Source organism: Massilia sp. DWR3-1-1 (assembly GCF_049898325.1).
Taxonomy (GTDB): domain Bacteria; phylum Pseudomonadota; class Gammaproteobacteria; order Burkholderiales; family Burkholderiaceae_D; genus JAFCUW01.
This window is the reverse complement of the sequence record NZ_JAFCXL010000015.1, coordinates 61,089-84,421: the sequence shown is the minus strand read 5'-3', so window position 1 is coordinate 84,421 and position 23,333 is coordinate 61,089. Positions and strand designations below refer to the sequence as shown.

20 protein-coding genes are annotated in these 23,333 nt (G+C 66.8%); 10 read left to right on the top strand and 10 right to left on the bottom strand.

Features of this window, described 5'->3' with window-relative positions; translation table 11 throughout:
* Positions 1 to 3: 3 nt before the first annotated feature.
* The 4 genes from gspE to ACP7EY_RS16480 are packed head-to-tail and all read left to right on the top strand — an operon-like array spanning position 4 to position 5,546.
* Positions 4 to 1,431 carry a type II secretion system ATPase GspE gene (gspE, locus tag ACP7EY_RS16495; RefSeq protein ID WP_426195466.1) on the top strand — a complete coding sequence of 476 codons (1,428 nt, stop codon included), beginning with the start codon at positions 4 to 6 and terminating at the stop codon, positions 1,429 to 1,431.
* 6 nt (positions 1,432 to 1,437) lie between these two features.
* On the top strand, positions 1,438 to 2,658 hold the full coding sequence (gspF, locus tag ACP7EY_RS16490) for a type II secretion system inner membrane protein GspF (RefSeq protein ID WP_426195464.1): 1,221 nt from the start codon (positions 1,438 to 1,440) through the stop codon (positions 2,656 to 2,658).
* A gap of 24 nt (positions 2,659 to 2,682) precedes the next feature.
* Positions 2,683 to 3,297, top strand: coding sequence for a type II secretion system protein N (locus tag ACP7EY_RS16485; protein WP_426195462.1), 615 nt, complete (start codon positions 2,683 to 2,685; stop codon positions 3,295 to 3,297).
* 5 nt (positions 3,298 to 3,302) lie between these two features.
* Positions 3,303 to 5,546, top strand: coding sequence for a patatin-like phospholipase family protein (locus tag ACP7EY_RS16480; protein ID WP_426195460.1), 2,244 nt, complete (start codon positions 3,303 to 3,305; stop codon positions 5,544 to 5,546).
* A gap of 4 nt (positions 5,547 to 5,550) precedes the next feature.
* On the opposite strand, the gene ACP7EY_RS16475 is transcribed toward ACP7EY_RS16480, so the two are convergent.
* Positions 5,551 to 6,294, bottom strand: coding sequence for a helix-turn-helix domain-containing protein (locus ACP7EY_RS16475; RefSeq protein WP_426195458.1), 744 nt, complete (start codon positions 6,292 to 6,294; stop codon positions 5,551 to 5,553).
* Between the two features lie 378 nt (positions 6,295 to 6,672).
* Here ACP7EY_RS16475 and ACP7EY_RS16470 point away from each other — a divergent pair, with 378 nt between their 5' ends.
* From ACP7EY_RS16470 to ACP7EY_RS16445, 6 genes are all read left to right on the top strand, one after another.
* Complete coding sequence (locus tag ACP7EY_RS16470) at positions 6,673 to 9,411, top strand: TonB-dependent receptor domain-containing protein (RefSeq protein ID WP_426195456.1); 2,739 nt, start codon at positions 6,673 to 6,675, stop codon at positions 9,409 to 9,411.
* 68 nt (positions 9,412 to 9,479) lie between these two features.
* Entirely contained in the window at positions 9,480 to 10,949 is a 1,470-nt protein-coding gene (locus tag ACP7EY_RS16465; protein WP_426195454.1) for a sodium:solute symporter, read from the top strand.
* Entirely contained in the window at positions 10,946 to 11,722 is a 777-nt protein-coding gene (locus ACP7EY_RS16460; protein ID WP_426195452.1) for a GntR family transcriptional regulator, read from the top strand. Before ACP7EY_RS16465 ends, ACP7EY_RS16460 begins: the two co-directional genes overlap by 4 nt.
* Positions 11,715 to 12,929 carry an anhydro-N-acetylmuramic acid kinase gene (locus tag ACP7EY_RS16455; protein WP_426195450.1) on the top strand — a complete coding sequence of 405 codons (1,215 nt, stop codon included), beginning with the start codon at positions 11,715 to 11,717 and terminating at the stop codon, positions 12,927 to 12,929. Before ACP7EY_RS16460 ends, ACP7EY_RS16455 begins: the two co-directional genes overlap by 8 nt.
* Positions 12,930 to 12,953: 24 nt before the next feature.
* The gene (gene murQ / locus ACP7EY_RS16450; RefSeq protein ID WP_426195448.1) at positions 12,954 to 13,847 is read left to right on the top strand and encodes an N-acetylmuramic acid 6-phosphate etherase; all 894 of its coding nucleotides are present in this window, start codon (positions 12,954 to 12,956) and stop codon (positions 13,845 to 13,847) included.
* Between the two features lie 217 nt (positions 13,848 to 14,064).
* On the top strand, positions 14,065 to 14,517 hold the full coding sequence (locus tag ACP7EY_RS16445; RefSeq protein WP_426195446.1) for a hypothetical protein: 453 nt from the start codon (positions 14,065 to 14,067) through the stop codon (positions 14,515 to 14,517).
* Between the two features lie 78 nt (positions 14,518 to 14,595).
* On the opposite strand, the gene ACP7EY_RS16440 is transcribed toward ACP7EY_RS16445, so the two are convergent.
* The 9 genes from ACP7EY_RS16440 to ACP7EY_RS16400 all read right to left on the bottom strand — a co-directional run bounded on the left by ACP7EY_RS16440 (position 14,596) and on the right by ACP7EY_RS16400 (position 23,165).
* Positions 14,596 to 14,784, bottom strand: coding sequence for a hypothetical protein (locus ACP7EY_RS16440; RefSeq protein WP_426195444.1), 189 nt, complete (start codon positions 14,782 to 14,784; stop codon positions 14,596 to 14,598).
* Positions 14,785 to 14,795: 11 nt separating this feature from the next.
* On the bottom strand, positions 14,796 to 16,136 hold the full coding sequence (gene hslU, locus ACP7EY_RS16435) for an ATP-dependent protease ATPase subunit HslU (protein ID WP_426195442.1): 1,341 nt from the start codon (positions 16,134 to 16,136) through the stop codon (positions 14,796 to 14,798).
* 5 nt (positions 16,137 to 16,141) lie between these two features.
* A complete protein-coding gene (gene hslV / locus ACP7EY_RS16430) occupies positions 16,142 to 16,678 on the bottom strand; it encodes an ATP-dependent protease subunit HslV (protein WP_426195440.1) in 537 nt (178 codons plus the stop codon).
* A 94-nt stretch (positions 16,679 to 16,772) separates the two neighbouring features.
* Entirely contained in the window at positions 16,773 to 18,104 is a 1,332-nt protein-coding gene (locus ACP7EY_RS16425; RefSeq protein ID WP_426195438.1) for an STAS domain-containing protein, read from the bottom strand.
* A gap of 208 nt (positions 18,105 to 18,312) precedes the next feature.
* Positions 18,313 to 18,762, bottom strand: coding sequence for an RNA polymerase-binding protein DksA (dksA, locus tag ACP7EY_RS16420; RefSeq protein WP_426195437.1), 450 nt, complete (start codon positions 18,760 to 18,762; stop codon positions 18,313 to 18,315).
* A gap of 166 nt (positions 18,763 to 18,928) precedes the next feature.
* The gene (locus ACP7EY_RS16415) at positions 18,929 to 19,966 is read right to left on the bottom strand and encodes a CobW family GTP-binding protein (RefSeq protein WP_426195436.1); all 1,038 of its coding nucleotides are present in this window, start codon (positions 19,964 to 19,966) and stop codon (positions 18,929 to 18,931) included.
* A 131-nt stretch (positions 19,967 to 20,097) separates the two neighbouring features.
* A complete protein-coding gene (locus ACP7EY_RS16410; protein ID WP_426195435.1) occupies positions 20,098 to 21,051 on the bottom strand; it encodes a tyrosine recombinase XerC in 954 nt (317 codons plus the stop codon).
* Position 21,052: 1 nt separating this feature from the next.
* The gene (locus tag ACP7EY_RS16405) at positions 21,053 to 21,715 is read right to left on the bottom strand and encodes a DUF484 family protein (protein ID WP_426195434.1); all 663 of its coding nucleotides are present in this window, start codon (positions 21,713 to 21,715) and stop codon (positions 21,053 to 21,055) included.
* Positions 21,716 to 21,815: 100 nt separating this feature from the next.
* Positions 21,816 to 23,165, bottom strand: coding sequence for a porin (locus ACP7EY_RS16400; RefSeq protein ID WP_426195433.1), 1,350 nt, complete (start codon positions 23,163 to 23,165; stop codon positions 21,816 to 21,818).
* Positions 23,166 to 23,333: the final 168 nt, after the last annotated feature.

The following is a 23,333-nucleotide window of genomic DNA, read 5'->3' as shown; positions in this document are numbered from 1 at the left end:
TAGATGAGTAACCTGTTGCCCTACGCGTTTGCCCGCGATTTCGGCGTGCTGGCCAGAAGTGTCGACGGCGGCGCCGATGCGGTCGAAGTCTGGGTCTCCGGCGCCACCGCGCCGGCCGCGATCGCCGAGGTGTCGCGCCGTTTCGGCCGCATCGCGCTGCGCCGCATGGAACGGGCCGAACTGGAAGCTGCCATCGCCACCGCCTATGCCGGCGCTGGCGGCGACGCCTCCCAGGTGGTCGACGAATTCGACGCCGACCTCGATCTGACCAAGCTGCTGCAGGACGTGCCGGCCATCGAAGATTTGCTCGAGTCCTCCGACGACGCGCCCGTGATCCGCATGATCAACGCGCTGCTCACGCAGTCGCTGCGCGAGGGCGCCTCCGACATCCACATCGAACCGTTCGAACAAACCTCGGTGGTGCGCTTTCGCATCGACGGCGCCCTGCGCGACGTGGTGCGGCCCCGCAAGGCGATCCACGCCTCGCTGATCTCGCGCATTAAAATCATGTCGCAACTGGACATCGCCGAAAAGCGCCTGCCGCAGGACGGCCGCATCACCTTGCGGGTGGGCGGCAAGCCGGTCGACGTGCGCGTCTCGACCCTGCCCACCGGCCATGGCGAACGGGCCGTGCTGCGTCTGCTGGACAAGGAAGCGGGCCGGCTCGACCTGTCGCACCTGGGCATGAGCCCGGATCTGCTGCCCCAGTTCGACAAGATGATCGGCCAGCCGCACGGCATCGTGCTCGTCACCGGTCCCACCGGTTCCGGCAAAACCACGACCCTGTATGCGGCCCTGTCGCGCCTGAACGCCTCGACCACCAACATCCTGACGGTGGAAGACCCGATCGAGTACGACCTGGCCGGGGTCGGCCAGACCCAGGTCAACGCCCGCATCGACATGAGCTTTGCCAAGGCCCTGCGCGCCATCTTGCGGCAGGACCCGGACGTCATCATGATCGGCGAGATCCGCGACCTGGAAACGGCGCAGATCGCCGTGCAGGCGTCCCTGACGGGCCACCTGGTGCTGGCCACGCTGCACACCAACGACGCCGCCGCCGCCGTCACGCGCCTGCTTGACATGGGCATCGAGCCGTTCCTGCTGTCGTCGTCGCTGCTGGGGGTGATGGCGCAACGGCTGGTGCGCAAGCTGTGCGAATTTTGCAAGGAGCCCGAACCCGACGGCAAATACTGGCGCGCCGTCGGCTGCGACAAGTGCGGCCACACGGGCTATCACGGCCGCGTCGGCGTCTACGAACTGCTCGAGACGAACGACGCCATCAGCGCGCAAATCCACAACCAGGCCTCCGAAGCGGACATCCGCGTGGCGGGCCAGAAGGCCGGCATGCGCACCATGCGCGAAGACGGCGAGCGCTTCCTGGTGGCCGGCGTGACGACGCAGGCCGAGCTGCTGCGCGTGACCAAGGACTAAGCACCGATGCCCGCATTTCGCTATGAAGCCGTCGATGAAGGCGGTGTCACCCGCAAGGGCGTGGTCAACGCCGACACCGCCCGCTCGGCCCGCTCCGACCTGCGCGGGCAGGGCCTCACGCCGATCACCGTCGACGCCATCGCCAGCCAGCTCGACGCCGCCGGCGTGGCCAGGAGCCGCGGCTTCGGCGAGAAGCTCTCGCAGGTCGAGCTGGCCCTGTTCACGCGCCAGCTGGCCAGCCTGCTCGAAGCGGGGCTGCCGCTCGAACAGGCGTTGACGGCCCTGCTCGAACAGGCCGAACGGGCCTACGTGCGCGACCTGGTGGCCTCGATTCGCGCCGAGGTGATGGGCGGCGTGGCGTTCTCCGACGCGCTCTCGCGCCACCCGCGCGATTTCGCCGAGATCTACCGGGCGCTGGTCGCTGCCGGCGAGCAGATCGGCCAGCTGGCGCGCGTGCTGTCGCGCCTGGCCGACTATATCGAGCGCAGCAACGCGCTGGTGCAGAAGGTGCGGCTGGCGTTCATCTATCCGGCCATCGTCACCGTGGTCGCCTTCGCCATCGTGATTTTCCTGCTCACCTACGTGGTGCCGCAGATCGTCTCGGTGTTCGCCAACACCAAGCAAAAGCTGCCCCTGCTGACGGTGATGATGCTGGCCGTGTCCGACTTCGTGCGCAGCTACGGCATGTTCGTGGCCATCGCGGCGATCGGCGCGGCGCTCGCCTGGCGCCGCGCGCTGCGCAATCCGGCACTGAAAAAGCGCTTTCACACCTGGCTGCTGACGGCGCCCGTGTACGGCAAATTCGAGCGCAGCATGAACACCGCGCGCTTTGCCAGCACGCTGGCCATCACCACCGGCTCGGGCGTGCCGATCCTGCGCGCGCTCGAGACCAGCCGCGCCACGCTGTCGAACGTGGCCATGAAGGCGCTGGTCGAGGAAGCCTCGGCCAGCGTGCGCGAAGGGGTGGGCCTGGGGCGCGCGCTGTCGGCGCAGAAGCACTTCCCGCCCATGCTCGTGCACATGATCCGCGCCGGCGAAATCACCGGCGAACTGCCGGCCATGCTGGAACGGGCGGCCGCCACCCAGCAGGCCGACCTGGAACGGCGCGCGCTGACCATTGCCGGCCTGCTCGAACCGGCCCTGATCCTGGCGATGGGCGTGGTGGTGCTGCTGATCGTGCTGGCCGTGCTCATGCCGATCATTGAAATTAACCAGCTGGTGCGCTAAACCCGCGCACCAACGAAGGAAACCATGAAGCGAATGCCCCTGTTGATGACCTTGCTGGCCCTGATCGCCCTGGTGGTGTCGGCCGCCTACTGGGCCATGCAGCTCTACAAACCGGCCCAGCGCCCGCTGGCGGCGGCGCCGGCGGCGTCGATGCCCGACCCCGCCATCGATGCCGCCGCCAGCCTGTTCGGCGGCCAGCCGGCCGCCAGCGCCAGCAATTACCAGCTGGTGGGGGTGGTCGCGGCGGGGCGCGACAGCGCCGCCATCCTCGTCGTCGACAATGGCGCGCCGATGGCCCTGAAGGTGGGCAAGGAAGTCGTCAACGGCCTGCGCGTGCAGCAGGTGTTTCCCCGCTACGTGCTGCTGTCGGACGGGCGCCGCATCGACATCGCCCAGGAGAGCCGCGTCGGCACGCCGGCCGGCCAGCCGGGCCAGGCGCAGCCGGTGCAGCCGCCGCCGCAGCCAATGCCGCAGCCGCAGCCGCAGCCAGTCCAGCAGCCTCCGCAGGCGGCGCCAATCCAGCTGCCGCAGCCGTCGATGACGGGCGCGCCGATGCCGAACACGCCGCCGCCGAACGCCATCCCGACGGCGCCGCCCGTGCGGGGGGCGCCCACCATCAACCCGCCGGCGTCGCAATAAGCCGCGTGGGCCGCGCCGCGCCGGATCGACGCACCCTGCGCGCCTGCCTGGCGCTGCTGGTGCTGCCGCTGCAGCTGCTCGCTGGCGCCAGCAGCGCCGCCACCGGCGAGCCGCTCGCGAGCGCGCCCGCGCGGCCCCGCATCGCGCTGGTGCTGTCGGGTGGCGGTGCGCGCGGCTTTGCCCATATCGGCGTGCTGCGCGTGCTGCGCGAACTGCAGGTGCCGGTCGATATCGTCGTCGGCACCAGCATGGGCAGCGTCGTCGGCGGCGCCTACGCCGCCGGCGCCTCGGTCGACGACCTGGCGCGCATGGCGCGCGAGACCAACTGGGAGCAAGTGGTGGCCGACCGCCCCGCGCGCGACGCGCTGGCCTACCGCCGCCGCGAAGAAGACGTGCTGCTGCCGTCCCGCATCGAATTCGGCGTGCACCGCGACGGCGTCAATTTGCCGCCGTCGGCGGCCGGTAATGCCGCCCTCGAGCAGGCGCTGGGGCGCCTGCTGCCGGCCGGCACCCGCGATCTGCCGTCCGACCAGCTGTCGCTGCCGTTTCGTTCGGTGGCCTCGGACCTGCTCACGGGCGAAGCGGTCGAACTGGTCGACACCCCGCTGTTCCTGTCGATGCGCGCCTCGCTGGCCGTGCCCGGGGTGTTCGCGCCCGTGCGCGTCCAGCAGCGCCTCGTCGTCGACGGTGGCCTGGTGCGCAATCTGCCCGTCGGCATGGCCCACGCGATGGGCGCAGACATCGTCATCGCCGTCAACGTTGGCACCCCGCTGGCACCGGAAAAGTCGCTCGGCAGCGCGCTCGGCGTGGCCCAGCAGATGCTCAATATCCTCACCGAACAAAACGTCCAGCGCTCGCTGCGCGAACTGGGCCCGAAAGACATCCTGATCGCCCCGCTGCTGGCCGACGTCAGCTTCCTCGATTTCAGCCACGTGCAAAGCGCCATCGCCGCCGGCGAAGCGGCCGCGCGCGCGCTGGCGCCGCGCCTGGCCGCGCTGGCGCTGGACGAAGCGACCTACGCACAGTTCGAAAACCGCCGGCTGGCGCCGCCCGCGCTGGCCGATGCCGCCATCCCCATCGGCACGGTGACGGCGCGTACGGCCGGGCGCATCAATCCGCAGGTGCTGGTGGCGCAATCGAACCTGGTGCCCGGCAAGGCGGCCACCCTGGCCCAGGTGCGCGAGGCGGGCGACGCCCTGTACGGCCGCGGTGACCTGGCGCGCGTCGAGACCGACGTCGTCGACACCGACGGCAAGCGCCACATCGACATCATCGCGCGCGAGGCGGCGTGGGCCACCAGCCGGCTGCGCGTGGGCCTCGAGCTGGCCAGCGATTTCAACGAGGCCAACAGCTTCGCCATGAAGCTGATGTATGTGCGCACCTCCGTCAATGCCTGGGACGCCGAGGTGCGCGCCGTGATGGGCATCGGCGACAAGCGCGACATCGGCGTGCAGTTCTGGCAGCCGCTGGGGGCGGGATCGAAATGGTACGTGGCGCCGTCGCTGCAATACGGCGCCTCGGCGGGCGACATTTTCTCCGGCGGCCGGCGGCTCGCGCGCAACGCCTATAACGTCAGCAGCGCCAGCCTGGTGCTGGGGCGCGAACTGGGCAACTGGGGCGACCTGCAAGTGGGCGTGCGGCGCCAGAGCGCCAGCACGCGCGTCGTGGTGCCCCAGCAGGACGGCAGCACCAAGACGTTCGACTCGACCCAGTTCGTGCGCTATCGCGTCGACACCCTCGATTCGCTGGGCTTTGCCAGCCGCGGCGTGCTGCTCGACGCGGGGCTCGAGCGCTCGCCCGGCGCCGACGGCACCGCCTCGCTGGCCCGTTCCTCCATCATCGGCATGGCCGCCGTGCACACGGATAACTGGGCCGGCCACCTGTACGGCGAGTGGGCGCATGCGCAAAGCGGCGCCGCGCCCCTGAGCCTGGGCGGTTTCCTGCGCCTGTCGGGCACCCCGGCCGACTCGATCCAGGGCCGCACCATCGCATTTGCCCGGCTGGTGCTGGCGCGCCGCGTGGGCGCCTTGCCGCTCACCCTGGGCGGCACCCTGCGCGCCGGCTTTTCGCTGGAGACGGGCGGCGGCTTCGACCAGCCCTTGTCGGCCTCGCTCAACAGCGCCTCGCGCAAGCAGGCCGGCAGCGCCTTCCTGGCGGTCGACACCCGCTTCGGCCCCGCCTACCTGGGCGCCGGCGCCACCCGCGACGGCAACCGCACCTTGTACCTGTTCCTCGGCCCCATCTGGTAGGGTCTCAGCCCGGCGCTTGCCGGCGCATCTCCGTGAACGCGGCAAACTCCCACGACCTGAACCCCAGCAGCAAGGTAAAGCCATCCTTGTCCGCCGTCGGCAAGCGCCGGTCGTGCTGGTGCAGGCGGGCCAGTTCGGCCGCCAGCTGCTGGATTTTTTGCACCAGTTCGCGCGCGCTGGGCAGCGACAGGCGCGCCGGCAGGCACATCAAGGTCTCGCCGGGGCCGTCGAAGTGCCCGCTGAAATAATCGCCCACCACGTGCTGGCGCACGTACTGCTGCACGGGGCCGTCGCCCAGCCAGTGAAACGCGTTCGACACCCGCAGGCTGTAGCGGTTCATGGGCTTGAGTTCGATCACGCCCAGGCGGTCGAGCTCGGCCAGAAAGCCGATACATTCGGTTTCGCTGATGGCATAGGTCTCGAGGATCTGCTCCATGCTCCAGTGGCCCAGGCAGCAGATCGCCACCAGCAGCAGTTTCGGCTTGGCGATCAGGGCTTTTTCCTGCGCCGCGCTGAGGGTGTCGGCGTGCGGCTGGACGTCGGCGGCGCGGCGCAGCACGTCTTCCAGCGCAATCCCGCTGGCGCTGCAGATCTGGGCCAGGCGCGACAGCGTCATGTCTTTCTGGCCGAACATGCGCTTGACGCTCGACTCGCTCATGGCGATGCGCTCGGCCAGGGTTTTGTAGGTGATGTTGGCTGCGCGCAGTTCGGCGCGCAACACTTGTAATACCAGCTCGGGTGAGCTCATCGAAGTCCTTGTGGTGGCGAAGGGGAGACGTATCGAAATACGCTACCGAATGTACCGTGATTTCGTACCGGGCACAAGCGGCGGGGGCCGGGCGGCAGTTGTGGCGTAAACCCGACGGCGGCGGCGCCCGGCGCCATTTTATTTGTAATACCAATTCGCGCGCTTGACGGCAGCGTGTGCAAAGTGGTCTCATCAGCCCCCCGCTTGCGTCACCATCGCTGCCGGACGGACCCGGATTCCCATTGCCGGGGGTGTGCTGCATACGGTATGTTTCTTGTCAGACCTGATGCATACCAAAAAGATGCCAGTAATCGTGGGCGGCGGGTTGATGTGATCGCATTCAAGTAGTCAGACTATTTAATAAGCAAGGGACAAACAATGAACGCAACGGTGTGCCGTACCTCACGGACGACGATCTGCCTGGCGGTGCTCGCGCTGGCCCACGGTATTGCCCAGGCCCAGCAGGCCGAAGCACCTGCCGCCCCCGCGGCGGCCGCCGACAGCGGCCCGATGCAACAGGTGGCCGTGACCGGCACCCGCATCCGCGCCGCCGCCCTGACCGCAACGAGCCCGGTGAGCCAGTACAGCGCCGCCGACATTGCCATTGGCCGCGCCATCACGGTGGAAGATTTCTCCGTCAAGGTGCCGCAGCTGGCCGGTGGCGTCAACGGCACCTCGGCCGGCAGCGACGGTTTCGGCGCGCAGACGCTGGACCTGCGCAACCTGGGCCAGAGCCGCACCCTGGTGCTGATCAACGGCACCCGCGCCGTGCCGTTCGGCTTCCGTAACGCCGTCGATGTCAACTTCATTCCCGCGCCCCTGCTCAAGCGGGTCGATGTGCTCACCGGCGGCGCCGCCGCCGTGTATGGCGCCGACGCCATCGCCGGGGTGGTCAACTTCATCATCAACGACCGTTTCGATGGCTTGCAAGCGTCGACCAACTACCGCACCGGCGCCGACGGCGGCGCCCAGAAGGGCGTCAACGTGACCGGCGGCACCGCGCTGGGCGAGAAAGGCCACATCGTCGGCTACCTGGAATTGACCAGGCGCGACGGCCTGATGGCGGGCGACCGTGATTTTGCCCGCGTCAAGCCCACGCTGCGCCCTGGCGCCGGCGGCAACTTCGTCGATGTCGCCAGCGGCCGCGCCTTTTCGTACACCGATGGCGGGCAACTGAGCAGCACCAAGCAGACCACCGACTACACGCCCGACTACACGCTGATTCAGCCGCTCAAGCGTTTCAATGCCTCGTCGTTCTTCACCTACGAACTGAGCGAGGGCGTGGAAGCCTACGGCCGCGCGATGTTCTCGCGGACCAACACCACCGGCGCGCCCACCACGGGCCAGGCCCCGCCGGTGCTCTCGGGCGTGTTTGCCATCAACCAAAACAACCCGTACATCCCGGCCGCCGTGCGCAATCAGCTCACGTTCGTCAACGGCGTCGCCCGCGTCCAGGTCGACCGTTCGCTGGGCGAACTGGGCGTCATCACCATCGACAACAAGCGCGACACCTACCAGTTGCAGGCCGGCTTGCGCGGGCCCCTCACCAGCCATATCAACTGGGACGTGTATGTGCAGAGCGGACGCTCGTCCGAGTCGCTGATCGTCAACGGCGACGCCAGCAAGGCCGGCGCCGCCGCGCTCGTCAACGCCACCAATATCTTCGGGCCAGGTGCCGACGTTTCCTCGATCGCCCGGCCGTTCGACTACGGCGACCGGGTGCGCAAGCAGGTCGTCACCGCCGCCACCCTGTCGGGCGACAGCAGCGACGTCTTCAAGCTGCCGGCCGGCCCGCTCGGCTTCGCCGTGGGCGCCGAGGCGCGTCGCGAAACGGGCGAATTCTCGTACAGCCCGTCGCTGGCGCAGTCGTTCAACCAGGCCACCGTGGCCGGCCCCGCCGCGCCGCCGTCGTTCCGCGCCAAGGAAATCTATGCCGAGGTGCTGGTGCCGGTGCTGCGCAATCTGCCGCTGATCCACAACCTGTCGGTCGAAGGGGCAGTGCGCCGTTCCTTCTACAGCAAGTCGCTGGGCGGCGACAACGCCTACACCACCGACAAGCTGGGCGCCTCGTGGGCGGTCGACGAGCAACTGCGTCTGCGCGCCACCAAGCAAAGCGTGATCCGCGAGCCGAACATGGGCGAGTACGCCAATCCCGTGTTCTCGCTGCCATTTAATGCGCTGGTGACGACGGCGCGCCTGCAGCCGCGCTACCAGGGCGATCCGTGCGCGCTGGGCACGGGCGACAAGGCCCAGTGCGCCCGCTTCGGCGCGCCGGCCGCCGGCTCCTACAATTCACTCGATCCGGCGCTGCTCACGGGCGGTTACTACTACGGCGGCAATCCCGCCATCCGCGCCGAAAAGGGCGATACCCGCACCCTCGGCCTGGTCCTCACGCCCGCGTTCGCCAAGGGCCTGTCGATCACCGTCGATTACTACGACATCAAGCTGAAGGATGCGGTCGGCCAGGTGCAGCCCGTCGACGCCCTCACCAGCTGCTACATCACCGACCCGCGCGCCGACAATCCCCTGTGCCAGGCCGTCACCCGCGATCCGGCCACCGGCCGCATCAAGGACGCCTACCCGGTCGACCGCAACCTGGCTGAAATTCGCCAGTCCGGCTTCGATGTCGACGCCAGCTACCGCCAGAACGTGCCGTTCGGCCTGCCAGGCAAGAAACTCAACTGGGGCTACCAGGCGGCCATCGTCAAGAGCTACACGATCCAGAAAAACCCCGTGCTCGATCCCATCGACTGCAAGGGCACGTATGGCTTCCGCTGCTCGTCGGATGCGGTCTCGCTGGTGGCGCCCGCTTACCGCCACCGCGCCACGCTGGCCTGGGACTTCGACAAGGTCACCGCCCAGCTGGGCTGGAAACGCGTGGGCAAGGTCAAGGACAGCACCGTCGGCAGCAAGGAATCGATCGCCGCGCAGGATTATTTCGAGCTGAACTTCGCGTTCCGTCCCGCCATTGCCGGCCTGACCGTCAACGTCGGTATCGACAATCTGTTCGACAAGCAACCGCCGACGCCGACCAATGCGTCGATCTTCAACACCTACCCGGACACCTACAACGTGCTGGGCCGGGCGATCGGCTTTAGCGTCAACTACAAGCTCTGATCCACCCTGGGTAAACAACCGGGCGGCCTGTGCCGCCCGGTTCCTCCACGCTTACGACCGGGTTCCGCATGTCTCCCACCCTGCTGTTTTTCGTCGTGCTCGCCTACTTCGGCGTGCTGCTGACGGTGGCCCGGCTAGCCTCGCGCAATGCCACCAGCGAATCATTTTTCAACGGTAACAAAAACAGCAACTGGGTCGTCGTCGCCATCGGCATGATCGGCACTTCGCTCAGCGGCGTTACTTTCGTCAGCGTGCCCGGGCTGGTGGGCGAGAGCGGCTTCCTGTATTTTCAGCTGTTGCTGGGGCAATTGATCGGCTACCTCGTGGTCGCTTTCGTGCTGCTGCCCGTGTTTTACCGCCTCAAGCTGGTGTCGATTTACGCCGTGCTGGGCATCCGCATGGGCCCCGTCTCGCGCGCCTGCGGCGCCTGGCTGTTCCTGGTGTCGCGCTGCATCGGCGCCGCCGCCCGCCTGTACCTGGTCATCATCATCCTGCAGGAGTCGATCCTCGGTGCGCTGGGGGTGTCGTACTGGTTCAGCGCCGCCGCCGCCATCGCCCTGATCGTGCTGTACACTTACCAGGGTGGGGTCAAGACCATCATCTGGACCGATTTGCTGCAAACGGCGCTAATGCTCACGGGCCTGGTGGCTGCTGCCGCCTACCTACTGCACGCGCTCGACCTGTCGGTGGCCGACAGCTACCGCCAGATGCACAGCGCGGGACTGGCCCGTATCTTCTCGCACGATGTCGACAGCAGTTATTTCTGGCCCAAGCAATTGCTGGCCGGCATGCTGATCTCGGTGGCGATGACGGGCATGGACCAAGAGATGATGCAGAAGAATATTTCAGTGAAATCCCTGCGCGACTCGCAGAAAAACATCATCAGCATGGCGCTGGCCATGACCGCCGTCGTGTTCGTGTTCCTGTTCCTGGGCGGCCTGCTGCGCCTGTTTGCGGACAGCCACGGCCTGCAACTGGGCGGCGACCGCATCTTTCCCGCCATCGTCTTCCAGCACATGCCCGAAGCGCTGCAACTGGTGTTCGTCATCGCCCTCATTTCGGCCCTGTTTCCCAGCGCCGACGGCGCCCTGACGGCGCTCACGGCCAGCTACTGCATCGATATCGCCCGCCTCGACCAGCGCCACAGCTGGAGCGAAGCGCAGCGCCTGGCGTTTCGGCGCAAGGTGCAACTGGCCTTCGCGGTGATGCTGTTCCTGCTGCTGGTGGTGTTAAAACTGATCGACAGCAACAGCATCGTCAACCTGATCCTGCGCCTGGCGGCGATCACCTACGGGCCGCTGCTGGGGCTGTTCTGTTTTGCCGTGTTGAGCCGGCGCACGGTGGCCGACCGCAAGGTGCCGCTGGTGGTGCTGAGCGTGCCGCTGCTGTGCTTTGTGCTCGATCAGTACCAGGCGCAGCTGTTCGGCACCTACCGCATCGGCCTGGAAATGCTGGCCATCAATGGCGCGCTCACCTGGCTGGGCCTGGTGGCCATCAGCACGCCGCGCGCGGCGCCGGCATCCGCGGTGGCGCCATGAAGTGCCCGCCGCTGCTGCCGTTCCAGCTCGACCCGGTTGACGCCACCCCCCTGTACCTGCAAATTTCGCGTCACCTGAGCGACGCCGTGCGGGCCGGCCACTACCGGGTCAATGATGCGCTGCCGTCCGAGCGCACCCTGGCCGAGGCGCTGGGGGTGTCGCGCGTGACCGCCCGCAAGGCGCTGGCCCACCTGGCCGGCAACGGCATGGTGAACCGGGTGCGCGGGTCGGGCAATTACATCGCCCCGCTGGAGATGCCGCTGTCGCGCCTGTCGGGCTTTTCGGAAGATTTGAGCAAGCGCGGTTACCAGCCCAGTTCGCGCTGGCTCTCGCGCACGCTCGACAAGACCCGCGTCGACGAGCAGATGGCGCTGGGCCTGTCCTCGGGCGAAAAAGTGGCGCGGCTCGAACGCATCCGCATGCACGACGCGGTGGCGGTCAGCTATGAATTGAGCGTGGTGCCGGCGCGTTTCATCCCGCAGCCGCTCGATATCGAAGACTCGATGTACAAATACCTGGCCCAGGGCGGCCACCGCCCCGTGCGCGCGCTGCAGCATTTCAAGGCTGTCAACGCCAGCGCCGACGTAGCCGCCAAGCTGGGCGTGCCGCTGGGCCATGCCCTGTTTTTCATTCGCCGGGTCGGCTACCTGCAAAGCGGCGCGGCCGTCGAGCTGACCTCGTCGTACTGCCTCAGTGAATATTTTGATTTTGTGGCCGAGATGACCCGCGATGGCGAAGCGGACGGCCCGTATTGCGGAGAAGACCATGAATAAGAATATAGAAAACCTGTACCGCATCGCCGCCAAGCCCGTGCGCCGCATTGTCGGCCTGATGTCGGGCACCTCGCTCGACGGCCTCGACATCGCCCTGTGCGAGCTGGCCGGCAGCGGCAGCGCCACCCGCGTGGCCGTGCTCAAGTTCACCACCGTGCCCTACGATGCCGAGGTGAAGGCGCGCGTGCGCGCCGTGTTCGCCAAGCCGCAAGTCGATTTCCCCCTGCTGGCCATGCTCAACGAATGGATCGGCCAGTTGCACGCCGACATGGTCGTGGCAACCCTGGCCGAGTGGGGCATTGCCCCCGCCGAGGTCGACCTGATCGCCTCGCACGGCCAGACCGTCATGCACGCGCCCAAGGCCCTGCACGGGCGCCCCGGTTACGGCAACGCCACCTTGCAGATCGGCGACGGCGACCAGATCGCCGTCAGGACGGGCATCATCACCATCGCCGACTTCCGCCAGAAACACATCGCCGGCGGCGGCGAGGGCGCGCCGCTGGCCGTGTACGGCGATTACTACATTCTCGGCAAGGCGGGCGAGAACCGCATCCTGATGAATATGGGCGGCATCGCCAATTTCACCTTTCTGCCCGCCAGCATGGACCCGCACGCGGTGTTCGTCACCGACACGGGACCGGGCAATACCTTGCTCGACGCCTTCACCCGGCGTTTTTATCCGGCGCTCGATTTCGACCGCGACGCCGCCATCGCCACGCGCGGGACGGTCAGCCCGGCGTTGTTGCAGGCCTTGCTGGGCAACGCGTTCTTCCGCGAACCGTTCCCGAAAACCACGGGCCCTGAACTGTTCAATGTCGAGTATGTGCTCGACGCCCAGGCCGCCAGCAACACCGCCGAGCTGGCGCCCGAGGATGTGCTGGCCACGCTGACGCGATTCTCCGCCGAAACCATCGCCGCCGCAGTGCTGGCGGCCACCGGCGCGGCCAGCGCGGAACCGGGCGCGGCCCCGTTCGACGTGTATATGTCGGGCGGCGGCACCCACAACCCGCTGCTGGTGCGCATGCTGGCCGAGTTGCTGCCCTACCGCTTCCATTCGACCGATGTGCTGGGCATCCTGGGCGACGCCAAGGAAGCGGTGCTGTTCGCCGTGCTGGCCAATGAAACCGTGGCCGGCGGCACTGCCGATTTCGGTCAGCGCCTGGGCGTGCCGTCCGTCACGATGGGCAAGATTTCCTTGCCCAGCTAACGTTCCCCCGAAAAGGACCTGTCCATGTTGCGCACCGAAATACCCAGTCCCCTTCATCCCTCGCTCGATCGTTATTCCACCCGGGCCATGACGGCGGCCTTCATTACCGACCAGCAGGGCGCCGCTGAAGCGGTGGCCGCCGCCGGTGACGACATCGCCGCCGCCGTCGACGCCGCCTTGCCGCGGATTGCCCGCGGCGGGCGCCTGATCTACGTGGGCGCCGGCACCTCGGGGCGCCTGGGCGTGCTCGACAGCGCCGAACTGCACCCCACCTTTTCCTGGCCGCGCGAGCGCGCCATCGGCATCCTGGCCGGCGGCAAGGGCGCCGTCTTCGACGCCGTCGAAGGCGCCGAGGACAGCCACGCCAACGGCGCCAGCGACCTCGCCGCCAGTGGCGTCGGCGCCGCCGACGTCGTGCTGCTGATCGCCGCCTCCGGCGCCACCCCTTACGTGCTGGGCGCCCTGCAGGCGGCGCGGCTGGCCGGCGCGCTCACCATCGGCCTGGCCAACAACCCGGGCGCGGCCGTCACCGCCGGCGCCGACATCGGCATCACCCTCGACACGGGGCCCGAAGTCATCTCGGGCAGCACCCGGCTGAAGGCGGGCACCGCCCAGAAAATCGCCCTGAACACCTTTTCCAGCACCCTGATGGTGTGCCTGAACAAGGTCTACGGCAACCTGATGGTCGACGTGCGGCCCACCAACGTCAAGTTGCTCGCCCGTACGGTGGCGCTGACACGTCACGCCACCGGCGCCAGCGAGGCGGTGGCATCGGCGGCGCTGGCCGCATGCGGCCACAACGTCAAGGTGGCCATCGTCATGATTCGCCAGGGCATCGACAGCGCCGCCGCCACCGCACTGCTCGAACAGCATGCGGGCAGCGTGCGCGCCGCGCTGGGCGAAGGCGACCTCATTTAAGGGCATTGGTGGCGCGGGGCGCTACCAGCCGGTGCGCCTGGCGGTGCTTGAACGAAGCATCTGGCCGCCCATGGCGGAAACGACGACACTGCTTCGCATGGGCGCCCTGGAGGCGCCACCCGAACAGTCTGTTACCAGATGGCCAGATCGCGGGCGCCGCTGCGGCGCCCGCAGGCGGCCCGGCGCTGGCGCTGCCAGGTGCTATGATGAAATCACCATGAAAAACCTCCCCTCGCTGATCCTGTGCGCGTGCCTTGCCGCCGTGCTCATCCCTGCCACCGCCCGCCAGGGCGTGCCGGTCGCGCCCACCGCCAAGGGCGTGGCCGACCTCGAAAAAGCCAAGCGCGAGGCGGTGGAGGCGGACAAGGACCGCCGCGCCGCGCAGCCCCAGCCGACCGCGCCGGCGCCCGTGTTCGGCGGCGGCGCCGAAACGCCCCTCGAGCGCTTCGATAAGGTGGCCAGCGGCGCCTACATCGACCGCTCGAACAGCCGCGTGATCGACCAATACCGCTCGCCCGACGGCGTCACCATCGAACGGGTGAGCTACGGTGGCAAGAGTTATTGCATCACCAGCAGCACGCATAATTATGTGCCGGGCATCTTGCACGACAGCAGCAAGGCGCGCGAAGTGACCTGTCCGCCTGCCGATGCGGGCTGGCAACGCAAATAAGCGTCCGCCATCGACCATACCCCATATAACAAAAGCCGGCGGACGCCGGCTTTTGTTTGCTGCAGGGGAGGGCGGCAATCAGTCGTCCACCACCAGTTTGGCCTTGGCCAGCGCCCGCTTTTCCGCCTGGCGGGCGGCAGTGGCGCCTTTCTTGTGCGGGCCTGCCGCGCGCAGCTTGGCGGCGACCGCCACCGGGTTCCTGACCTTGCCCAATTGCTGCGACGGCGCCACGGTCAGCCGCGTTGGGTGCAGTGCCTTTGTCGCCATCGCCCCGCTCCTTACAGCACGTAGCGCGACAAGTCTTCGTTTTCGGCCAGGGCGTCGAGCCGTTCGTTGACGTAGGCGGCATCGATGGTCACCTGCTGGCCACCCGATTCGCTGGCCGTGAACGAGACTTCCTCGAGCAGTTTTTCCATCACCGTGTAGAGGCGGCGGGCGCCGATATTTTCCGTGCGCTCGTTGACGGCAAAGGCGATCTCGGCCAGCCGGGTGATGCCTTCCGGCTCGAAGGCGACCTGCACGTTTTCGGTTGCCAGCAGGGCGGCGTACTGGGTCGTCAGGCAGGCATCGGTGCTGGTGAGGATGCGTTCGAAGTCGGCAATCGACAGCGATTCGAGTTCAACCCGGATGGGAAAGCGTCCTTGCAGTTCGGGAATCAGGTCGGACGGCTTGGCCAGGTGAAAGGCGCCGGAGGCGATGAACAGGATGTGATCGGTCTTGATCATGCCGTATTTGGTGTTGACGGTGGTGCCTTCGACCAGCGGCAGCAGGTCGCGCTGCACGCCGGCGCGCGACACTTCGGCGCCGCCGTGCTCGGAACGGGAGGCGATCTTGTCGATTTCGTCGAGGAACACGATGCCGTTCTGCTCGACGTTGGCGATGGCCTTCTGCTTGAGCTCGTCTTCGTTGATCAGCTTGCCCGCTTCTTCGTCCACCAGCAGCTTGATGGCGTCCTTGATCTTGAGCTTTTTCGGCTTCTTGCGGGCGCCCGCCATGCCGGAGAACATGCCCTTGATCTGCTCCGTCATTTCTTCCATGCCCGGCGGCGCCATGATTTCCATTTGCGGACCCGCGTCGGCCACATCGATCTCGATTTCGCGATCGTCGAGCGTGCCTTCGCGCAGGCGCTTGCGGAAGGTCTGGCGGGTGCTGTCGCCGTCCTTGCTGTCAGTGCTGGCTGCGGCGACATTGAAACCGAAGTCGCGCGCCGGCGGCACCAGGATGTCGATGATGCGCTCCTCGGCCGCTTCCTCGGCGCGCTGGCGCACCTTGGCCGCTTCGCTGGCGCGGGTTTGCTTGATGCCGATGTCGATCAGGTCACGGATGATGGTGTCGACGTCGCGGCCGACGTAGCCCACTTCGGTGAACTTGGTGGCCTCGATTTTAATGAATGGCGCATCGGCCAGGCGCGCCAGGCGGCGCGCAATTTCCGTCTTGCCGACCCCGGTGGGGCCGATCATGAGGATGTTCTTCGGCGTGATTTCATGGCGCAGGGGCTCGGCCACCTGCTGGCGGCGCCAGCGGTTGCGCAGGGCGATGGCGACGGCGCGCTTGGCCTTGGCCTGGCCCACCACGTGCTTGTCCAGTTCGGACACAATTTCCAGAGGAGTCAGGTTCATGGCGCTCAGTCGAGGGTTTCGATGATGTGGTTCATATTCGTGTAGATGCACAGCTCGGCGGCGATGGTCAGCGATTTCTTGACCACTTCGGCCGGCGTCAGCGCGGTGTTTTCCTGCAGGGCCTTGGCGGCCGACTGGGCATAGATGCCGCCCGAGCCGATGGCGCCGATGCCGTCTTCGGGCTCGAGCACGTCACCATTGCCCGTGATCACCAAGGTCGACTCGGCGTCGGCCACCAGCAGCATCGCTTCCAGGCGGCGCAGCACGCGGTCGGTGCGCCAGTCCTTGGCCAGTTCGACGGAGGCGCGCAACAAATTGCCCTGGTGCTTTTCCAGCTTGCCTTCGAAGCGGTCCAGCAAGGTGAACGCGTCGGCGGTGCCGCCGGCGAAGCCGCACAGCACCTTGCCCTGGTAGAGCTTACGGACCTTGCGGGCGGTGCCCTTCATGACGATGTTGCCAAGGGTGACCTGGCCGTCGCCGCCCAGGGCTACCTGGCGGCCCTGACGCACGCACAGGATGGTGGTGCCGTGAAATTGTTCCATGTTCTGCCTCTTAACGTTCTAACTTTCAGAAACTGGGGACGATAAGAGAAATCACAAGCGTTTAAACGATGGCGGACCCTGATGAAACCGGTGCTCAGTACTTGTGCGGATAGAGCCGGGCCACGTCGGCGTAGCCGAGCAGTTTGAACAGCACCGTCGCCAGGTGATTGATATCGCGCAATTCGATCACCTTGTCCTGGGCGGCCAGCGCGCGCAGGCGCCCGATCAGGACGGTGGCGGCGGCGTACTCGATGCGGCCCAGGCGCGAGCCGTCGAGCACCACCAGGTCGGTGTGGGCGGCGTAGGCGTCGATGGCGTCGAACAGGGCGCCGGCGTCGCCGTCGATCAGGGCCGGCAGCATGAAGCGGTCGGCGCGCGAGGGCAGGTGCGCGGTGGCGGCGGTGGCGACGTTGGCCGGCGCTTCGAACTGGGGCGGCGACAGCTCGTAGGTGACGCAATAATCCATCGCCGCTTCTTCGAAGTCTTTCTCGCGGTTCATCAGCTGCAGCAATTCGAGCAGCAGCAGCCAGGGCGCTTCCGGCGCCGTGCGCTCGCCCATGGCCAGGCTGGCGCGGACGATCTCGGCCAGGTCGGCGGCGCCGGCGACGATCAGCTCGCGCCCGCCACCGCGCAGGACGATCAAGGCTTGCAGCAGGCGCGCGCAACCTTCGGCGGTGACGGCCTGTACCCGGCCGAATTCGAGGCGGCTGGGGGCGCCGCCGGGTGCCAGCGCCAGCAGCCGCGCCAGTTGCGGGGCGATGGCCTCGTCGAGCAGGGGGCCGAAGGCCTCGGTCGGCGTGACGCCCGCGAACGGCTTGCTGCCGGCGGCCTTGCCCGGGGCCAGCGGCGCCCAGGTGGGCGGCGAGGTTTCAAAGCGGCTGGCGTAGTCGATCGACAAATCCTCGAAGGCGGCCTGGTGCGCGCCGGTCTGGTACAGGTCGAACAGCATCCACCAGACGGTGCGGTCGGCGCCGCCGTCGCCGGCGAGACTGTCGCGCAGCATCTGGCGGGCGCTATCGACTTCGCCGTTGGCGAACGTGATGGCGATTTCGTCGACCACGGGCGCGCTGTCGGCGTCGGCCTCGGCGCCTGGCAGGGCGGGGGCGTCGTCGCTGAGCAGCTCGGTGGTGGCCAGTTCGAGCATCGGCAAGGTGGCGCCGGCGCCGGCATCGGCCGCCAGTTGCGCGCTGGTGCGGGCGGGGCGGCGCAGGCTGGCGCCCCAGGCCGGTTCGGGTTCATTGAAAATGTCGTGCGCCATGGCCGACTCGATGGCGTCGATCTTGGCCGTGGTGGCGCGCGCGATTTCGCGCTGGCGCGCCCGTTCGGCCTCGGTGTCCAGGCGCGACGGTTCGCCCGTGCGCGTGGCGGGGCCGGCGCCGGTCTCGCGTGCACGCTCTTTTTTCTTCAGAAAGCCGAACAGTCCCATGCCCATCCTGTAAGCGTTTTACGGCCGAAGCATGACGTTAGCACGCTGGCGTCGGCGCCGGAGCACGCACACGTGCGCGGCGTCAAAGCGCGGGTGCGGCCGTACAGTGTATCCCAACGGAAAATATTCCCCAAATGGGCGGGGCGGCGACGAAAAAAAAGCATGCGCGAACGCATGCTTTTTTTAAAGCAGCCGGCGGGCCGCCGAATCAGTCGCCGTACAGCTTCTGTTTGAGTTCGCGGCGCTGCTGCGCTTCCAGCGACAGGGTGGCGGTGGGGCGGGCGATCAGGCGGGGGATGCCGATCGGCTCGCCCGTCTCTTCGCACCAGCCGTAATCGCCCGCATCGATGGCGGCGATCGACTGCTGGACTTTTTTGAGCAGCTTGCGCTCGCGGTCGCGCGTGCGCAGTTCGAGCGCATGTTCTTCTTCGATGGTGGCGCGGTCGGCCGGATCGGGCACCAGCACGGTTTCGCGCAGGTGCTCGGTGGTTTCCCCGGCGTTTTTGAGCAGGTCTTTTTCGAGCTGCTGCAGCTTGGACTTGAAAAAGGCCATCTGCGCCGCGTTCATGTAGTCTTTCTCACCCATCGCCCGGATTTGATCGTCGGTCAGGAGAGGCGTATCCGCAGTCGCGGCAGTGGATTTCGTTGTTTTAGTCATGACTTAGCTTACCTTCGATACGACAGAGGTTTCATTTATCAGCTAACCCGGCTGCACCGTCCCGTGTTCCGGGAGCCCACGCAGCCGCGCTGGCAGCGCTGGCCAATTAGCTGGCCGGTTCGACATACGCATTGCTGGTCGCGCCGCGTCGTAAAGCCGGGATAGTTTATACCAAACATTGCTCCAGGCCGCGGATAAACACGTCTTTCGGTAAATCTTTGCCAATAAAAACCATTTTGCTGCCACGTTCTTCGGCCTCGCCCCATTTGGCGCCCAGATCGCTGCCCATGATCTGGTGCACGCCCTGAAATACCACCTTGCGGTCGGCGCCGTCCATCAGTAGCACACCCTTGTAACGCAACATGCGGGGACCGAACACGTTGACCATGCTGTTGAGGAAATTTTCCAGGCGCTCCGGATGAAACGGGCGCCCGCTCTTGAACACGAAGGCGGCGATGTCGTCGCTGTGGTGGCCATGGTGGTGATCGTGGTGGTCGTGGTGGCCATGCTCGTGGCCGCAGTCGGGGCCGTGCACGTGGGCCTCTTCGGTGGCCAGGAAATCGGGGTCGATCTCGAGTTTGTCGTTCAAATTGAAGCCGTGCAGATCGAGCACGTCCGTCAGGGGCGCCTTGCCGAAGTCGGAGCGGCCGATCGAGGCGCGCGGGTTGATGCGCATCAGGCGTGCGCTCAGGGCGGCCAGCTGGGCAGCATCGACCAGGTCGGTCTTGGAAATGAGAATCTTGTCGGCAAAACCCACCTGGCGCTGGGCTTCCTCGTGTTCGTCGAGCTGGGCCATGGCGTGGCGCGCGTCGACGACGGTGACGACGGCGTCGAGCCGGTAATGGACGCCCACTTCCTCGTCGACAAAGAAGGTCTGCGCCACCGGGCCCGGATTGGCCAGTCCCGTCGTTTCGATGACCACCCGGTCGAAGGCGATTTCGCCCGCATCGCGCTTGCGCGCCAGGCTCGACAGCGCTTCGATCAGGTCGCCCCGCACGGTGCAGCAGATGCAGCCGTTGTTCATCTCGACGATGTGCTCGGTGCTGCGCTCGACCAGGATCTCGTTGTCGATGTTCTCTTCACCGAATTCGTTTTCGATGACGGCGATGCGCATGCCGTGATCCTCTTGCAGGATACGGTTGAGCAGGGTGGTCTTGCCGGCGCCCAGAAAGCCCGTCAGGATGGTGGTGGGTATCAATGCCATGGTGTGCCTAATTAGTGCGCTACAAAAAACGCCTTGCCGGAGTCGGAAAAGAATCGAGCGATTATGCCGTATTTCTTAAAATGCATCCGGATACCATGGTTGTGATTGATCAGGATCAAACACTGAGCACCTCACTTTGGCTTGGCGCGCGGATGGGCCGCGTCATACACGGCCGACAAGTGCTGAAAATCGAGCGCCGTGTAGACCTGGGTGGAGGTGATGCTGGCGTGGCCCAGCATGTCCTGCACGGCGCGCAGGTCGCCCGAGGACTGCAGCACGTGCGAGGCGAACGAGTGGCGCAGCACGTGCGGGTGGACCTTGACGGTGGTGCCGCTGGCGGCGCCGTGGCGGGCCAGGCGCAGCTGGATCACGCGCGCCGAGACGCGGCTGGCGCGGTTCGACAGAAACAGCGCGTTGCCGCCGTCGCGGGCGGGCGGGCGCACCGCCAGCCAGGCGTCGATGGCGGCCAGGGCGTGGCTGCCCACGGGCACGCGCCGCATCTTGTTGCCCTTGCCCGTCACCACCACTTCGCCGGCGGCCCGGTCGAGCCAGCCCAGCGGGCCGGGCGCGCCGGGTGCGCGCGCGTAGGCCAGGTCCAGGCCGGCCAGTTCCGACACCCGCAAGCCGCTCGAATACATCAGCTCGAACATGGCGCGGTTGCACAGTTCGTCAGGTTCGGCGGCGCGCTGGGGCGCCACGCTGCTCACCAGGTGCACGGCGGCATCGACCGACAGGGCTTTGGGCAGGGTCTTGGGCGCGCGCGGGGCACGCACGCCGTCGACGGGATTGGCCGCCAGCGTCACTTGCGTGGACAGCCAGGCATAGAAGCGGCGCCAGCTCGAGAGCTTGCGGGCGATCGAGCGGGGGCCCAGGCCGCCGCCGTGCAGGCCGGCGGTCAGGCGGCGGATATCGTTGTGGCTGATGGCGGCCCAGTCGGCGGCGCCGGCCAGCCGGCCCAGTTCGCGCACGTCACGGCCGTAGGCGGCCACCGTCAGCGGCGACATCTTGCGCTGGGTGCGCAGTTGGTCCAGCCAGGCTTCGAGCTGCGCCGCCGACGCCGGCGGCAAGGGCGCCGGCGCCGTCATCTCAGGCGCGCAGGGCGGCCAGCGCGGCGCTGGCCGTCTCGCCGATGTGGATCAGGAAATCGGTGGCCATGTCGGCGCGGAAGCGCTGCGGATCGGGCGAGCCCAGGATCAGCAGGCCGAAGGCGGTGCCGCCGCTGCGCAGCGGCAAGATCACGGTGGAGGCCACGCTGCCGGCGTCATCGAGCCAGCGCACCGCTTCGAAGTCGTGGTTGCTGCCGCAGTAAGGGGCCAGCAAGCTATTGGCGAAGAGGCGGGCATCGTCCGAAATGCCGCGGGCGTACCACTCGGTGCCGTGGCCGGGCGCCAGGTTCCACAGGCGCAAGGTCGCTTGCGGTACGCTGAACTGGTTGCACAGGCCATCGATGAGGGCGCGCGGCATGTCGGCGCCGTGCTGGGCCTTGAGCAGGGCCTGGGTCCAGCCATGAAACTTGTTGGCGATGGCGGCGTTTTCCTGGGCCAGGCGGATCAGATCGGCCATTTGCAGCTCGAGCGCCTTGTACTTGTCGCGCATCACTTCCATTTGCCGTTCCTGCAGCGACACGGTCTTGCCCGTCAGCGGGCTCGACAGCTTGACCTTGCCCAGCAGGCCGGCCTGCTGTTCGAAAAACTGCGGATGGTCGACCAGGTACTGGGCAAGTGCGGCGGGGTCGATGGCGTCGATCATGGGATTTCTTTGGTGAATGTGGTTCGTGCGCAATTTTACCCGACGGGGGGCATAAAAAAAGACGCCCGAAGGCGTCTTGGCTTTTTTCGGGAGGAAAAAATCAGAAGCGGTGACGCACGCCGATCTGGTAGGCCTGGGTGCTCTCGCCCGGGGTCTTGGTAAAGCCGCCCGGCGAACCGGCCGCACCCGGGATGTACTGGCCCTCGTTGTTGTTCTTGATGTGGGCGTAGACGACGTAGACGTCGGTGCGCTTGGACAAGTTGTAGTCGTAGCCGATGGCCGCCAGGTTGGCATCGCTGTCGGATGCCGTGCGGTCGTTCTGGTGCGCCAGTGAGGCCATGATGCGACCGGCGCCCACGCGGTAATGCAGACCGAGCTGGTAGCTGGCGGCATCGACTTGCGAATTCACGGCGATATTGTTGAGGAACACGGTGCGCAGACCCGCACCGAGCGCAGCCACGTTCGGTGCCGGCAAGCCGGCCGCGGTCAACTGGGCCGCCACACCCGGCGCGATGGCCGTCGTGTAGGCTGCCGTGTAGTCGGCCATCAGCACCGAGTGGCGGTTGCGCTGGTCATGGTAGCCGGCGAAGAACTTGAAGTCGCCCATCGTGTACGAGCCGCCGATGGTGCTGGTGACCAGGCTGACGTTGTCGCCTTGATCGTAGCTGCGGTTGTGGGCGGCGCCGACGTCGAAGCCGTTCGCCTTGTAGGTGGCGGCAATACCGAGAAACTTGTTGTAGCGGTTCAGGTAGCCGGAACCCTTGGCGCCGTACATCAGCGAGCCGCCGAAGCCGGCCGGGGTGGCGATGCGGTACTGGATCGATTTCGACGAGCGGATGTCGGCGCCCAGGTTGGTGAAGCCGGCGGTGCCGCCGGTGATGCCGCCCCAGGTGCCGGCGGTGCCACTTTCGAAGGCATCGGCGGCGGCGAACACTTCATAGCCCGGGGTGTACATGCGGCCGAGCATGACGGCGCCGCCCGGGGTCACCAGGCCAACGTAGGCGGTACGGTCGAACAGTGCGCCTTCCGGATTGACGGCCGGCGCGTTTTTCACTTGCAGGCCGCCGCGGATCTGCTGCAGCAGGGCGCCCGAGAGGGCGTTCGAATTGGTCGCGCCCAGCGGGGCCAGCACGGTGGTGAAGCCGGGACCCATGCCGCGCGTCAGGTACAGGCCCTGCTCGTCCGACAGCAGGGTGGGCTTCTGGCTGCCGGTGTCGAGTTCGACGCGCGCTTCCAGGTTGAAAATGGCGCGCATGCCACCGCCCAGATCTTCGCTGCCCTTGAAACCGAGGCGCGAACCGTCGGCGATGCCGCTGACCACGCGCAGGGTCTGGCCGCTTTGCTTCATCAGGCCGGCATCTGCCACCCCGTAGATCGAGACATTGGACTGGGCCATCGCCGGAACGGCGAAGCAGCTTGCAACGAGGACAGCGAGGAACTTTGTTTTCATTACGTCTCCAAGGATAGGTCTATTTTTTATAAAACGAACGTGCGTACTAATTCGTATGAGATCAATATGCCATCGTTCCACAAGCCTGTACAGACGGCAAATTCAGTGGAGCATCCTTGGTTGCGTAAAACATACACGGTGCAGTGCAGCATTGCGCCCAATGAAAAA

Bases quoted from the DNA above. Each gene is read 5' to 3' on its own strand.
- ACP7EY_RS16455 (WP_426195450.1), top strand. From the start codon at position 11,715: ATGAATAAGAATATAGAAAACCTGTACCGCATCGCCGCCAAGCCCGTG.
- ACP7EY_RS16465 (WP_426195454.1), top strand. From the start codon at position 9,480: ATGTCTCCCACCCTGCTGTTTTTCGTCGTGCTCGCCTACTTCGGCGTG.
- ACP7EY_RS16485 (WP_426195462.1), top strand. From the start codon at position 2,683: ATGAAGCGAATGCCCCTGTTGATGACCTTGCTGGCCCTGATCGCCCTG.
- ACP7EY_RS16425 (WP_426195438.1), bottom strand. From the start codon at position 18,104: ATGGGACTGTTCGGCTTTCTGAAGAAAAAAGAGCGTGCACGCGAGACC.
- hslU (WP_426195442.1), bottom strand. From the start codon at position 16,136: ATGAACCTGACTCCTCTGGAAATTGTGTCCGAACTGGACAAGCACGTG.
- ACP7EY_RS16400 (WP_426195433.1), bottom strand. From the start codon at position 23,165: ATGAAAACAAAGTTCCTCGCTGTCCTCGTTGCAAGCTGCTTCGCCGTT.
- gspE (WP_426195466.1), top strand. From the start codon at position 4: ATGAGTAACCTGTTGCCCTACGCGTTTGCCCGCGATTTCGGCGTGCTG.
- gspF (WP_426195464.1), top strand. From the start codon at position 1,438: ATGCCCGCATTTCGCTATGAAGCCGTCGATGAAGGCGGTGTCACCCGC.
- ACP7EY_RS16405 (WP_426195434.1), bottom strand. From the start codon at position 21,715: ATGATCGACGCCATCGACCCCGCCGCACTTGCCCAGTACCTGGTCGAC.
- ACP7EY_RS16470 (WP_426195456.1), top strand. From the start codon at position 6,673: ATGAACGCAACGGTGTGCCGTACCTCACGGACGACGATCTGCCTGGCG.
- hslV (WP_426195440.1), bottom strand. From the start codon at position 16,678: ATGGAACAATTTCACGGCACCACCATCCTGTGCGTGCGTCAGGGCCGC.
- ACP7EY_RS16460 (WP_426195452.1), top strand. From the start codon at position 10,946: ATGAAGTGCCCGCCGCTGCTGCCGTTCCAGCTCGACCCGGTTGACGCC.
- ACP7EY_RS16475 (WP_426195458.1), bottom strand. From the start codon at position 6,294: ATGAGCTCACCCGAGCTGGTATTACAAGTGTTGCGCGCCGAACTGCGC.
- ACP7EY_RS16415 (WP_426195436.1), bottom strand. From the start codon at position 19,966: ATGGCATTGATACCCACCACCATCCTGACGGGCTTTCTGGGCGCCGGC.
- ACP7EY_RS16440 (WP_426195444.1), bottom strand. From the start codon at position 14,784: ATGGCGACAAAGGCACTGCACCCAACGCGGCTGACCGTGGCGCCGTCG.
- dksA (WP_426195437.1), bottom strand. From the start codon at position 18,762: ATGACTAAAACAACGAAATCCACTGCCGCGACTGCGGATACGCCTCTC.
- ACP7EY_RS16445 (WP_426195446.1), top strand. From the start codon at position 14,065: ATGAAAAACCTCCCCTCGCTGATCCTGTGCGCGTGCCTTGCCGCCGTG.
- ACP7EY_RS16410 (WP_426195435.1), bottom strand. From the start codon at position 21,051: ATGACGGCGCCGGCGCCCTTGCCGCCGGCGTCGGCGGCGCAGCTCGAA.
- murQ (WP_426195448.1), top strand. From the start codon at position 12,954: ATGTTGCGCACCGAAATACCCAGTCCCCTTCATCCCTCGCTCGATCGT.